This window comes from Ensifer sp. ZNC0028, assembly GCF_000799055.1.
In the GTDB taxonomy this organism is placed as follows: domain Bacteria; phylum Pseudomonadota; class Alphaproteobacteria; order Rhizobiales; family Rhizobiaceae; genus Ensifer.
This window is the reverse complement of sequence record NZ_JTLA01000007.1, coordinates 1-12,997: the sequence shown is the minus strand read 5'-3', so window position 1 is coordinate 12,997 and position 12,997 is coordinate 1. Positions and strand designations below refer to the sequence as shown.

The following is a 12,997-nucleotide window of genomic DNA, read 5'->3' as shown; positions in this document are numbered from 1 at the left end:
TCAGCGGGACTTTTCGCGCAGCGACACGGCGACCGCAGCGAGGATGATGAGACCGCGAACGATCATCTGGTCGGAAACGGAAAGGCCCATCAGGATCAGGCCATTGTTGAGCATACCCATCATCAGCGAGCCGACGAGCGCACCAATGATCGTACCCTTGCCGCCGTTGAGCAGCGTGCCGCCGACGATGACGGCGGCAATCACCGTCATCAGGTCGGTCTCGCCAAGGGTATACTTGGCCGCCTGCAGCCGGCCGGCGTAGAGCAGGCCGGCAAGCCCCGCGAGACCGCCGCTGATGACAAGCACGGCGAGCCGGATGCGCGGCACGCTGATACCCGAGACGCTCGCCGCACGGCTGTTGTCGCCGGTCGCCAGCACATGGGCACCGAAGCGGGTTTCGCGGTAGATGATGTGGCCGCAGACGACCGCGACGATCGTCCACCAGATCAACGAGGGAACACCGAGGAACGAGCCCGAGCCGAAGAAGCCCGTAAAGGTGCTGTCGGTTACCGGGATCGAGCGCAGGTTCGTCATCGAGCGGGAGACGCCTGCGAAAAGCCCGAGCGTCGCCAGCGTCACCAGGAACGACGGCAGTTTGACATAGGCGACCAGCGCGCCGTTCAGGAGCCCGACCAGCACGCCCGCGCCGATCCCGGCGACGACGCCGGCCACCAGGCCGTATTCGTTGATTGTCACCGCCGCCGCCAGCGCCGAAACGGCAACGGTCGAGCCGATCGACAGATCGATCTCGCCGGCCGACATGACGAAGACGAGGCCGATCGCCATGATCGTCACCGGCGCTGTCTGCAGCATGATGTTCGACAGGTTGCGAACCGTCAGAAAGCCGCTGTCCTTCAAGACGATGGCGAAGAACAGAAAGATCGCCAGGAAGCCGAGATAGACGACGTATTGCTGCAGGTTGAGGCGGCTGACGAGGCTTGCCGGCTGGCCGCTCGCGCTGGAATGGGCACTGGACATTATTCTTCCTCCGAAGGCAGGGGGATGCTCCCCCTGCACTACGGCGCCGCACGTCCGGTCAGACGCGCAAAGGTCGCCGCAGCACTATGAGAAGCTGCATGTTCTGTCCCAAATCGACGACGATTTGGGACGCATGCAGCGGGCATCATTTCATCACTTCATCGCATCCGCGATCGTCGCGGGCACATCCTTGTTCAGAGACTTTTTCCAGCCATCGGCGACCGTCGCCTTGGTGACGGCGAGCGAGTCGACCACCAGGAAGGGCTCGGCCTTTTGGCCGACCAGAGAGCCGGCCGCGGCACGCGCTGCGGTGACGCCGATATTGTAGGCTTCGTCGGCGACGAGCGCTGCGATGTTGCCGCCCTTGACCATATCGAGCGCTGCCGGTTCGTTGAGGTCGAGCGTCACGATCTTGGTGTGGCTGTTGCCGGCGCCGCGCAGAGCCGACAGCACGCTCAGTGCCGGTTCGGCCCAGGTGACATAGATGCCGTCGAGATCCGGGTTCTGGGTGATCATGCCTTGCGCGATCTCTTCGCTGCGGGCGGGATCCGCCATGCCGGCCTCGGCAACGATCTTCATGTCAGGATAGTCCTGCTCGATCGTCGACTTGAAGGCGCCATCGCGCTGGTTGGTCACATAGAAATCGGCGTCGTGATAGATGTAGCCGAGCTTGCCCTTGCCGCCGAGCGCATCCGCCATGGCAACGGCCGCCTTGTTGCCCATCTGGAACAGGTCGTCCGAGACGATCGTCACATAGTCCTTGCCATGCTCGTAGCCGGCCGGCGAATTGTCGACGAAGGCGAGCTTCACGCCGGCGGTGCGCGCCGGATCGTAGACCACGGCGGCGCTCGCCGGATCGACCGGCAGCGACAGGATGATCGAGGGCTTCTTGGCAAGCACGGTCTCAACATCCGCCTTCTGGCGGGCGGCATCGAAGCCGGCATCGGTCTGTGCGACCACCTCGACGCCGAGGCGCTTGAATTCGTCCTGGGCGCCGCTGTTGACGGCATTGGTGTACTCGCTCATCTCGTGCCAGACGAGCGCTGCGGTAAATTTGCCGTCCTTGATCTGTTGTTCCTGCTCCGCCGTCAGCATCAGGCTGCTCGCGGGCGTCGGCGCCTCACCATGCGGCCCTGTGGTCTTGCCGTCTGCGGCAAAGCCGGATGTTGCGGCAAATACCGTCGCCAGCAACGCGAAATGTCTCACTGCCCTGTGCATCTCTGCCTCCCTTTGGGATGGTGCCGCCGGAAACGTCCTCTCTCCCGGCGGCCATCGGATTACTTCGCTGCCGGATTACTTGGCCGCGTCGAGCACCGACTGCGGTGCATCGCGGTTGAGCGACTGCTTCCAGCCGTCCGCGACGTTTTCCTTGGTGACGGTCAAAGCCGGGGCAACGACGAAGGCCGGCGTCTGCTGCCCGAGCAGCGACTTCAGGCCGGTCGCAGCCATGGCGCGTCCAAGCTCATAGGCCTTGTCGGCAACAAGCGCCGTCACGTTGCCACCCTTGACCATGTCGAGTGCCACCGGTTCGGCAAGATCGAGCGTGACGATCTTGGTTTTGGTATTGCCGCTCGAGCGCAGGGCGGAGAGCACGCCGTCGGCAGGCTCGGCCCAGGTCACGTAGATGCCGTCGAGATCAGGATTCTGCAGCAGCATCGCGCTTGCCAGTTCCTCGGCACGTGCCGGGTCGGAGATGCCCTGCTCGGCAACGATCTTGATATCCGGATAGTCCTTCTCGATCGTCGACTTGAACGCCTGGTCGCGCTGGTTCGTCACATAGTAGCTGGCGTCATGGAAGATGTAGCCGACCTTGCCCTTGCCGCCGATCGCCTTGGCCAGCGCATCGGCCGCCTGCTTGCCCATCTGGAAAAGATCGTCGGTGACGATCGAGGCATAGTCCGTGCCCTGCTTGTAACCGCTCGGCAGGTTGGAGAGGAAAACGAGCTTGCTGCCATCGGTCACCGCTTGGCGGAAGGCTTCGGCCGAGGTGACCGGATCGAGCGGCAGCGCCAGGATGACGTTCGGCTTGGCGGCAAGCGCGGTCTCGATGTCGCTACGCTGGCGGGCGGCGTCGAAGCCTGCATCCGTCGTCACCGCAATCTCGACGCCGGCGCGGGCAAACTCATCCTTGGCACCGGCCGAAACGGCATTGGTGAAGTCGGACGAAGTGTGCCACAGCAGCGCTGCCTTGTAGCCCTTGCCCTTGAGCGCGCCGATATCGGCATCGGTCAAGGCGACATCGGCGCTCGGCGTCGCGGTCTCCCCGGACGGACCGACCGTCTGGGCGGATGCGGCATTGGCGGCAAGCACGAAACCGCTGACGAGCGCAGCAGCCATCAATTTCTTCAAGATCATTTTCGTTCTCCCTCTTGTTTGGCAGTTCAGTCCATGACGCCGCAGTAGCGCGCCATGAAGGCGGCAAATCCGACGATCCCGGCGAGGTATTCCTCCACCTCGACCCGTTCCTCGTAGGTATGGCAATTGCGGATATCGCCGGGGGCGCAGTAGACGGCAGGCACGCCCAAGCGATTGACGAAGAACGGCGATTCCGACCAGAAGGGGGCACCCTCGATCACCCCGCGCCCGGTCATGGCTTCCGCCATGGCGGTCGACAGCGCACCGACTTCGCCGGCCGTTTCGTCGATTTCAGCCGCCGTGCCGCCAAGCGCGTGGTCGCGACCGGCCGGATAGGAAAACTCGACCGTGATTTCCGGATCGGTGATCGCCGAGTGCACCGCAGCCTCGATCTCGGCTGCCGCCGTGTCCAGCGATTCCCCCGGCAGGAGCTTGCGGATCAGCGACAGGGTGCAGCGCTCGGGCACGGCGATGTAGCCGCCGCCGGCAAGGCCCGTGATCAGCAGGAAACTGCGGCCGATCAGCTTGTGCTCGGCTCGTGCAGCGATTTCGTCGGAGTGTTTCCAGAGCGCCGACATCGCCGCATGGCTGGCGCGCAGCGCATCCTTGCCAAGTTCCGGTACGCCGAAATAGGCGGACTTGCCTGTTATCGTGATGTCGGTGATGAAAAAGCCGATCTGCGCCGGATAGACGGACAGCCGGGTCGGCTCGACATAGACGACGAAATCCGGCCGCGCGATCTCACCCGCCTCGATCCGGCCGACCAGATCCTTGATGCCGGCCGACACGCCGGTGCCCGGCTGGCCGCTTTCCTCGTCACCGATGAAGGCAAAGGCCACATCGCCGACGAGATCGACGCCGGCCTTGTCGAGCAGCGACAGCGCCGCCAGCGACGCGCAGATGCCGGCCTTCAGATCGCCCGAGCCACGGCCCCAGACAGCGCCGTCGATGATCGGTGCGGCGAAGGGATCCTCGCGCTCGGTACCGGCCCAATGTTCGCGCCAGCCGTCGACATGCACCGTATCCGTATGGCCGATGAACAAAAGGCGTGGCCCCTTGCCACGGCCCTTGCGCTCCGCCCAGACGTTCGGCCGACCCGGCAGGAATTCCGCCGTTTGCAAGCCTTCAAGGCCAAGGCGCTGCATCGTTTCGGCCAGAAAGGCGACGAAATTCGCCTCGTTGCCGGTAATGCTCTCACGCCCGATCGCGCCACGAAAAAGATCGACCGCCGCGTCGCGGTCAAGCACCGCCCGCAAACGTTCGACCAGACCGTCATTCATCGTCATCACATCGCCTCCCGAAGCGCGTTGACGTTTGCCCGCGGCAGCGAAATCCGACCGTCGGGTGCATCGACCCCGAAGAGAGTATTGTGCAACTGACCGAGCCCGATCGCCGCCGCCCCGATGATTGCGGCGCGCGCGCCGAGTTCACCGGTCTCGACATTGACCGGATAAGGGAAGCACTGCGGCAGGAAGGATTTCACCCGCTCGAGCATTTCCGGACGAAGCCCGATCGAGCCGCCGAGGATAACCTTCTGCGGGTTGGCGATGGCAGCGATCGCCGCAACACCGGCGGCCAGATACCGCGCCGTGTCGTCCAGCACCGTCAGCGCTGCCACATCGCCGGCTTCCGCCTTGGCAAAGATGGTGGGCACGGTGACCGTGTTGCCCGAAAGTGCCGCGTAGCGCTCCGCCATGCCATGCGAGGCAACTGCCCGCTCGAAGGCGCCGGTGCGCAGCGATTCCGCCTCGAACGGATCAGCGCCGAGCGGCAGGAAACCCATTTCGCCGGCGGCATTGCTGACGCCGCGCACCAGATGGCCGCCGACCATCAGGCCGCTACCGACACCGGTGCCGAGCGCCACATAGGCGAGGTTGTCGATGCCCTGCCCCTGCCCCAGCCAGTTTTCGCCGAGGACGGCGAGATTGACATCGTTCTCGAGCATCGCGCCGAAACCGAGCACCTCTTCGAAGGCACCGACGACATCCATCGTGTCGAAGCCGGCGATATTCGGCGCAAGCAGCACACGGCCGGTCTCGCTGCAGGGCGCGCCGGGAACGCCGACGACCGCTAGCCGGATCTTCTCGCGGGCAATCTGCTGCCGGTCTGCCGCATCAAAGGCCATGGCGGCAATTTGCTCCACGACGAAGCGGCCGCCACGCGGATCGGTCGGCGCCGTGTCTTCGGCAAAGATCTGGCAGGCGAGATCGGTGATCGCCACGCGCACTTTCGTGCCGCCGAGGTCGACGGCGATGATGAAGGCGGCATCGCACACCAGTTCGTAGGTGACGGCCGTGCGCCCGACATGGCCGCTGGTGCGCCCCGTCTCCTGCACCCAGCCCTCTTCCTCGAGGCCGCGAACGATCTCGGAAATGGTCTGCTTGGAAAGGCCGGTCTGCTTCGAGATCGACGCACGCGAAATTGGCCCGCCCTGGACGATCGCCTCCATGACGGAGCGCTGGGAGAACTTCCGGGAGATGCGCAAGCTGTCGTTCACGGGGACCTCTTTTAATTCGTTCTGTTACCGAACTTATTAAGATCAGGCATCGCTGTCAATCTTGCCCGATAGGATTATCTTTCATGGCGAACGGCGCGGTCTGCGGAGAAACAGGGCAACGGCGATGACGCATTCGGATGCGTCGCCATTTGCGATATGCTAGATGAAATCAGATTGGCGCGGAGGGCGCTTTTTCTCAAGAAATCAGTGGCATGACCGTCTCGACAGCTCTCGTTCCGCGATCCGCAAAATGCTCGGCTCTGGTCGTGCAGTTTGATGATTATGTCGTAGACAGGCTCTGGTCGTGATCCGTCACGCCCTAAAATCCGGCATCCAATCCAACCAGGGTCGCAATCAATGGCAGAGTTTCCGCAAAAGGCGAAAGTTGTAATCATCGGGCTGGGGGGCATCGTCGGCGCCTCGATCGCGCATCACCTGATCGAGCGCGGCTGGGATGACATCGTCGGCATCGACAAGTCGGGCGTGCCGACCGATATCGGCTCGACCGCACACGCCTCGGACTTCTGCTACACCACCAGCCACGATTATCTCTCGGTCTGGACGACGCAGTATTCGATCGATTTCTTCGAGAAGATGGGCCACTACGCCCGCATCGGCGGCCTGGAAGTGGCCCGCACTGGTGACGATGTCTGGATGGAAGAGATCAAGCGCAAGCTTTCCTCCGCCAAGGCCTTCGGCACCCGCGCCCACTATGTTTCGCCGGCTGAAATCAAGGCGATGTTCCCGCTGATCGAAGAAGATCAGGTGATGGGCGGCATGTTCGATCCGGACGCCGGCCTCGTCATCCCGCGCTCGCAGACGGTTGCCGGCAAGCTGGTCGATGCGGCGGAAAAGTCGGGCAAGCTGCAGGTCTTCGGCAACACGCCGGCAAAATCGCTGATCGTCGAAAACGGCCGTATCAAGGGCGTCGTCACCCATCGCGGCACGATCATGGCCGACCACGTCATCGTCTGCGCCGGCATCTGGGGCCGCCTGATCGCCGAAATGGTCGGCGAGGATCTGCCGGTCATGCCCGTCGACCACCCGCTCACCTTCTTCGGCCCGTACAACGAGTTCGAGGGCACCGGTAAGGAAATCGGCTTTCCGCTTCTGCGCGACCAGGGCAACTCCGCCTATATGCGCGACACCGGCGACCCGAAGACCACCGAGGGCGGCCAGATCGAGTGGGGCTATTACGAGACCACCAATCCGCGCCTCTGCCATCCGCGTAACATCCTTGAAAAGCACGAGGCGCGCCTGTCGCCCTCGCAGCGTGACCTCGAGATGGAACAGATCATCGAGCCGCTCGAGCGCGCCATGGAGCTGACGCCAATCCTCGGCGAACTCGGCTATAACGAGAGCCATTCCTTCAACGGTCTGCTGCAGGTTTCGGCCGCCGGCGGCCCCTCCTGCGGCGAGAGCCAGAAGGTGCGCGGCCTGTGGTATTGCGTCGCCATCTGGGTGAAGGACGGCCCCGGCTACGGCAAGCTGATCGCCGACTGGATGACCGACGGCCGCACCGAGATCGACCACGCCTCGATCGACTATTCCCGTTTCTATCCGCATCAACTCGAGGAAAAATTCATCGAGGGCCGCTGCTTCGAGGCGGCGCAGAAGATCTACTATCCGGCCGTGCACACGCGCGAGCCCTATGCCACCGGCCGCAATGTCAAGCGCTCGCCCTTCTACGAGCGCGAAAAAGAGCTCGGCGGCTACTTCATGGAACTCGGCGGCTGGGAGCGCGCCCATGGCTACGCCGCAAACGAGCACCTTCTGGAGAAGTACGGCGACCGCGTACCGGTACGTGAAAACGAATGGGACAGCCGCCATTTCTGGCGTGTTTCCAACGCCGAACATCTGGCGATGAGCGAGGATTGCGGCATCGTCAACCTCTCTCACTTCCACATGGTCGACATCGAAGGCCCTGACCATGTCGAGCTTCTGGAGTGGCTTTGCGCCGCCAAGGTCGGCGGCGACGCCAATATCGGCAAGGGCATCTACACCCACTTCCTCGACGACGAGGGCATGGTGCGGGCCGACTTCACCGTCTTCCGCATGGCAGACCGCTGCCGTCTCGTGAACGGCGCCGACGCCGGCCCGCGCGACTTCCAGTACATGCGCCGTGTCGCCGAAGACCGTGGCCTCAACGTCACCATCACCGATGTGTCGGAGAAGTTCATCACCATCGGCATCTGGGGGCCGAATGCCCGTGAGAACCTGAAGAAGGTGGTTGCCGATCCGGCAGGCCTCGACATCGAGAACTTCGCTTTCGCCGCCATCAAGCCGATCGAGATCGCCGGCAAACATGTGACCGCCTTCCGCATCTCCTACGTCGGCGAGCAGGGCTGGGAACTGCACATGAAGTACGAGGACGGTCTCGCCGTCTGGGACGCGCTGCGCTCGACCGGCGTCATGGCCTTCGGCGTCGAAACCTATGCGAACTCGCGCCGCATGGAAAAGAGCCTGCGCCTGCAGAACGCCGACCTTCTTACCCAGTACAACCTGATCGAAGCCGACCTTGCCCGCCCGAAGGTCAAGGACGTCGACTTCCGCGGTAAGGCAAAGCACCTCGAGTACAAGGCGCGCGAGCATCAGCCGGCCATGCTTTGCACGCTGGTCATGACGGAAAACACCGACAGGAACGGCGTCAAGCGCTATCCGGTCGGCACGCTGCCGGTCATCGATCCAGAAACGGGCAAGGTTCTCATCGACGAACTCGGCCGCCGTTCCTACACCACCTCGATCGCCTTCGGCCCGACGATCGGCAAGAACATCGCCCTTGCCTACCTGCCCTGGTCCCATTGCCAGGTCGGCCGCAAGCTCAATGTCGAATATTTCGCCGAGACCTATCCGGTCGAAGTTGTCGGCATCGGCTACAAGCCGCTCTACGACCCGGAAAACCTGAAGCCGCGCAGCTGATCGAGCGGCATCAGTCACAAAAACGCAAAAGGCCCGCTCGGATCCGAGCGGGCCTTTTGCGTGGCGACCAAGATTGCGTCAGGGCAGCACGTGTCCTGCCGCGGTAAAGAGACGATACCAGTCCTCTCGCGATAGCGTGATGTCAGCGCCGGGGGCGATATCGGCCAGCCGCTCGGGGCTCGTCGTTCCAAGCACCACCTGAATGTTGCCCGGATGGCGGGCGATCCAGGCATAGGCGATGGCCGATGGCGAAACACCGTACTTGCCTGCGAGTTCGTCCAGCACCCGATTGAGTTCGGGAAAGTTCTTTTCGTCGCCGACGAAGACACCGCCGAAGAACCCCTGCTGGAACGGCGACCAGGCCTGCAGCGTCATGCGGTTGATGCGCGAATAGACGACCACTTCGCCATCGCGATCGATCGATTGCTCGAGACCTGCCATATTGGCGGCGATCCCGAAGGCGACCGAAGGCGCATGGGCAATGCTGAGCTGGATCTGGTTGGCGACGAGCGGCTGGCGGACTGCCGTTTTCAAGAGATCGATCTGTCGAGGCGTGTGGTTGGAGACGCCGAAATGCCGGACTTTGCCGGCCGCGTGCAATGCGTCGAAGGCCTCCGCCACCTCCTCCGGTTCCACCAGCGCGTCCGGGCGGTGCAGCAAGAGAAGGTCGAGATAGTCGGTCTTCAGCGCCGCCAGCGATCGATCGACCGACTGCAGAATATGCTCTTTGGAGAAATCGAAATAACCGCGGCGGATCCCGCACTTGCTCTGGATGACGATCTGTTCGCGCTCTGCCGGCTTCAGCCGCAACGCATCGCCGAAACGGCGCTCGCAAGCATGCAGCTCGCCACCATAGATATCAGCATGGTCAAAGACGTTGATGCCGACGTCCCTTGCCTTGCCATAGAGCCGGCTTATGGCGTCATCGCTGAGATCGACAATCCGCATCAGGCCGAGAACGGCAGAGGAAACGGAAAGGTCGGTTGGTCCCAGATTGAATCTTTTCATCGGCTCGCACCATCAACATCGTTTCGAGGGAAGATCTTCGCAAAGGTGCGGCGTGGCCAACCTTGCGAAATCTTTGATCCTCAATCTCTAAGCAGCCCAAGGGCGCTTGGCAAACGCCTTTGGGACAAACCATAGAGACGATGCGACCGCTGCACCCAAGCGGAAAAGGTCAGGGCATCGGACGTCCCAACAGGCGCGGGCGGTCCGGGCAGACGTCGAACGCCCGCCCCTGCCTGGACCGGTCAGGCCGCGGACCGATAGCGCTCGGCCGGCAACGACTGTGCAAAGTTGGGCAGCATTGCCTGCCGCGCCGTATCGAGTGTGCTCCACTGATCGGCATCGGGAAGCGGCGGGATGGTCACCAGTTCGCGCCGGTCGTAGCCGACCAGCGCCGCATCGACGAGATCGCCGACCTCCATCACGCCTGAAAGCGTGTCGACATCGACGCCGGCATGATCCCAGATCTCGGTGCGCGTCGCAGCGGGCAGCACCGCCTGAACGTAGACCCCTTTGGTGGCGAGTTCGACATTCAAGCCTTGAGAGAGGAACAGCACAAACGCCTTGGTCGCGCCGTAGACGGTTGCGCCCATTTCCGGCGCAAGCCCGACGACCGACGCGATGTTGATGATCGCCCCCTCGCCCCTCACCGCAAAACCCGGTGCTGCCGCATGCGCCAGCCGGGTGACGGCCGTGACGTTGAGCGCGATCAGCTTTGCGATGTCTTCGTTCTGCTGTTGCAGAAAGCCGCGCGGAATGGACGTTCCCGCATTGTTGACCAGCACGCCGATGCTGCGGTCGACGCGTAACCTTTGTTCGATCCTGGCGAGATCCTGCTCGTCGGTCAGGTCCGCCGGCACCACATCCACCGCCACACCGGTTTCGTTCCTAAGGCGCTCAGCGAGAGCGTCAAGGCGCGCTGCATTGCGCGCGACCAGCACGAGATCATGACCGCGGCGGGCAAAGCGCTCCGCATAGACGGCACCAATACCGGTGGAGGCACCGGTTACGAGGACTGCTGGCTTGCTGCTCATCGATTGTGCTCCTTGGGTTTATTCATGACAGCCATCATGTATTTGGATATATGATAACCATCATGTATAATGTCAATCGAAATTTCAGGAGACGATGATGCGCGTGAGCCGGAAGCAGGTCGAAGAGAACAAGAAGACGATCCTGGAGGCGGCCGGACAGCTGTTTCGGGAGCGCGGCTTTGAGGCCGTCACCGTTACCGATGTCATGAAGGCGGCGGGCCTTACCCACGGCGGCTTCTACGGCTACTTCAAGTCGAAGGAGGATCTGATCGCGCAGACATTGGCCGGGCTGCAGGGAGAAACCGAGCCGCTGACGGTGGACCTCACATCCGTCGCACGACGTTACCTCACGCCAGCGCATCGGGACGATGTTGGCCACGGCTGCCCGCTTGCAGCCCTCGCATCGGAGGTGAGCCGCCAACCGGGGGCTGCACGGTCGGAGATGACAGGCGCCTTGAAGCGCCAGTTCGCCCGGTTCGGCAAGGTCGCGCTGGGGACGGATGAGCATGAGAAGCGCCGCGCGGCAATCGGCAGTTCTGCAGCCATGATCGGCGCACTTATCCTGGCGCGCATGACCGACGACCCCGACCTGTCGACAGAAATTCTCGATGAGACGCGGGCGTGGCTTTCCGGCCACGATCACGGAAAGCTGGCAAGCCAGGATCTCTTCGAAGGAGAGACCGGCGCTTAGATCTGAACCATGCCGCAGAAAATGCGCCGCGGTTTGTGGTCACGCTACGCGGCTAGTTTAGGTATTAGAGCGCAGGCGGCAGAGCGAGGCGGCGACCAAGTGCTTGGCAGATCCTCTAACGTGTGGAATTCGATCGCTGGTCACTCCGCCGGAAACGATAACCCGGGGAGACAAAGGCATCGTTGATGAGGGGGCGTGAGGCGCCCGAAGACAAACCGCCAAGGCGCTTTCCCCGGGTTGGGCATAGGGAGGTTCGCCCCAAGGCCCGCCAATCGCGCCTCATCCGATGCAGAGGCGATGCTTTATCGCGCCGTCACCGGGGCTCAGGCCAGCCGAATTTCTTCGTCCAGTAGCCGTTCCATTCATTCGCCGACTGTTGCGTTCGCCGGTAAATCCGCTCGGCCTCCTCCTCCGCTTTCAAGGCCTCCGCGAGCGCCGCATCACCCTTCGCATTGGCGCGCGCCTTTTGCGCGATATCGAGACCGATCCGCGCTTCTGCCTGCGCATCCGCCAGGAACTGGCCTGAGCTATGGCCTTCGGCATCGGTAACATGGTGCAACTGCCTGCCGGCGGTTTTCAGATTATAACCGAGCACGATCTCGGTCTCGGCAAAACGGCTGCGATTGCCGCGCACCGTCGCGGTTAGCGCATTGGCGATCGCCTCTTCATGTCTGAGACCGGGATTGTTGACCAGTTCCGCTTCGACCCGGCCCGCGAAAATCTCACCCTGCTCGTTGAGGATCTCCTTCAGCACTGCCTTCACATTGGGGTCGCTGGATTTGAAGCGGTCGGAGTTCAGCAATTCCAGCGCGGTTCCGACAAAAGCGTCAGCCCTCGCCTTCAACTCCAGCATGCTGTTGTTGACCGCACCCTGCGCCTGCGTCGTTGCTCGGCCAGGCTCCGCTGAAACGCCGTTCGCGGCCTTGAGGATGCTGTTCGCGCTGTCGGCAGAACCAGTTTTCTCCTCGGCCTCGGTGGCTGTCCGCCTGAGGATTTCCAAGGCAACATTGCTCGTTGGCGATATGGTGGTCACGGGTGGATCTCCGCGGCGAAGGCGGTGCTCCTGCACCTGCCTGCCGAATGGGTGCGCACAGCCTCATGCTATCGCGGGAATCAAGGATGAAAGCAACTATCGATTGCATATCTTAATAAACGGGTAACGCCAATCATCGAAGCAGACCATGCAGCTGCCTCGCCCATTCTCCGAAGCGAAACCCGACGATGCGCTCCGATTTGAGCGCCTCGCACGACGCTTCTCCTTGCCGAACACTGCGACAAAGGCCCTGCTCTTCCTCCGATGAGCGAGCCAAGCCTATGCGTTACGCGTCGGGTCGTTATGTGTCGGTGTCGGGGGCGTAATGCGTTCAGGCCTCGCGCCTGCTCTCTCTGCTTGCGCGCTGTCATCCTCGGCGAAGCGGCAAGCGCCGCTAGCGGCCGTGTGCACATCCTCCCGGCTTGCGGCCACTACGTCCCGCTGGAGCGACCGTTTGCGCTGAATGCCATCCTGCGCGATGTCAT

The 12,997-nt window shown here is 62.8% G+C and carries 10 protein-coding genes; 2 read left to right on the top strand and 8 right to left on the bottom strand.

The features are described 5' to 3' along the window. The 5 genes from L981_RS01860 to L981_RS01840 form a co-directional block, all read right to left on the bottom strand. A complete protein-coding gene (locus tag L981_RS01860) occupies window positions 1–978 on the bottom strand; it encodes an ABC transporter permease (protein ID WP_043611225.1) in 978 nt (325 codons plus the stop codon). Between the two features lie 153 nt (window positions 979–1,131). Next, complete coding sequence (locus tag L981_RS01855; RefSeq protein WP_043611223.1) at window positions 1,132–2,196, bottom strand: substrate-binding domain-containing protein; 1,065 nt, start codon at window positions 2,194–2,196, stop codon at window positions 1,132–1,134. A 75-nt stretch (window positions 2,197–2,271) separates the two neighbouring features. Continuing rightward, window positions 2,272–3,333 carry a substrate-binding domain-containing protein gene (locus L981_RS01850; RefSeq protein WP_043611221.1) on the bottom strand — a complete coding sequence of 354 codons (1,062 nt, stop codon included), beginning with the start codon at window positions 3,331–3,333 and terminating at the stop codon, window positions 2,272–2,274. Window positions 3,334–3,359: 26 nt separating this feature from the next. Continuing rightward, the gene (locus L981_RS01845) at window positions 3,360–4,619 is read right to left on the bottom strand and encodes a M20 family metallopeptidase (RefSeq protein ID WP_043611219.1); all 1,260 of its coding nucleotides are present in this window, start codon (window positions 4,617–4,619) and stop codon (window positions 3,360–3,362) included. Further along, window positions 4,619–5,830 carry an ROK family transcriptional regulator gene (locus L981_RS01840; protein WP_043611217.1) on the bottom strand — a complete coding sequence of 404 codons (1,212 nt, stop codon included), beginning with the start codon at window positions 5,828–5,830 and terminating at the stop codon, window positions 4,619–4,621. The genes L981_RS01845 and L981_RS01840 overlap by 1 nt, the downstream gene beginning before the upstream one ends. Before the next feature lie 357 nt (window positions 5,831–6,187). Between L981_RS01840 and L981_RS01835 the strand changes: the two genes are divergently transcribed. Continuing rightward, the gene (locus tag L981_RS01835; RefSeq protein ID WP_043611215.1) at window positions 6,188–8,749 is read left to right on the top strand and encodes an FAD-dependent oxidoreductase; all 2,562 of its coding nucleotides are present in this window, start codon (window positions 6,188–6,190) and stop codon (window positions 8,747–8,749) included. Window positions 8,750–8,827: 78 nt separating this feature from the next. Here the strand turns inward: L981_RS01835 and L981_RS01830 are convergent, their stop codons facing one another. Both L981_RS01830 and L981_RS01825 read right to left on the bottom strand, forming a co-directional pair. Continuing rightward, window positions 8,828–9,757 (bottom strand): aldo/keto reductase family oxidoreductase, encoded by a 930-nt coding sequence (locus L981_RS01830; protein ID WP_043611214.1) that lies wholly within the window; start codon window positions 9,755–9,757, stop codon window positions 8,828–8,830. A gap of 242 nt (window positions 9,758–9,999) precedes the next feature. Further along, window positions 10,000–10,788, bottom strand: coding sequence for an SDR family oxidoreductase (locus L981_RS01825; protein ID WP_043611212.1), 789 nt, complete (start codon window positions 10,786–10,788; stop codon window positions 10,000–10,002). A gap of 97 nt (window positions 10,789–10,885) precedes the next feature. On the opposite strand from L981_RS01825, the gene L981_RS01820 reads away from it, so the two are divergent. Beyond that, a complete protein-coding gene (locus L981_RS01820) occupies window positions 10,886–11,479 on the top strand; it encodes a TetR/AcrR family transcriptional regulator (RefSeq protein ID WP_052201535.1) in 594 nt (197 codons plus the stop codon). A gap of 313 nt (window positions 11,480–11,792) precedes the next feature. On the opposite strand, the gene L981_RS01815 is transcribed toward L981_RS01820, so the two are convergent. Then, window positions 11,793–12,548: a hypothetical protein gene (locus L981_RS01815; RefSeq protein WP_156133943.1), complete on the bottom strand. Its 756-nt coding sequence runs from the start codon at window positions 12,546–12,548 to the stop codon at window positions 11,793–11,795. Window positions 12,549–12,997 lie beyond the last annotated feature (449 nt).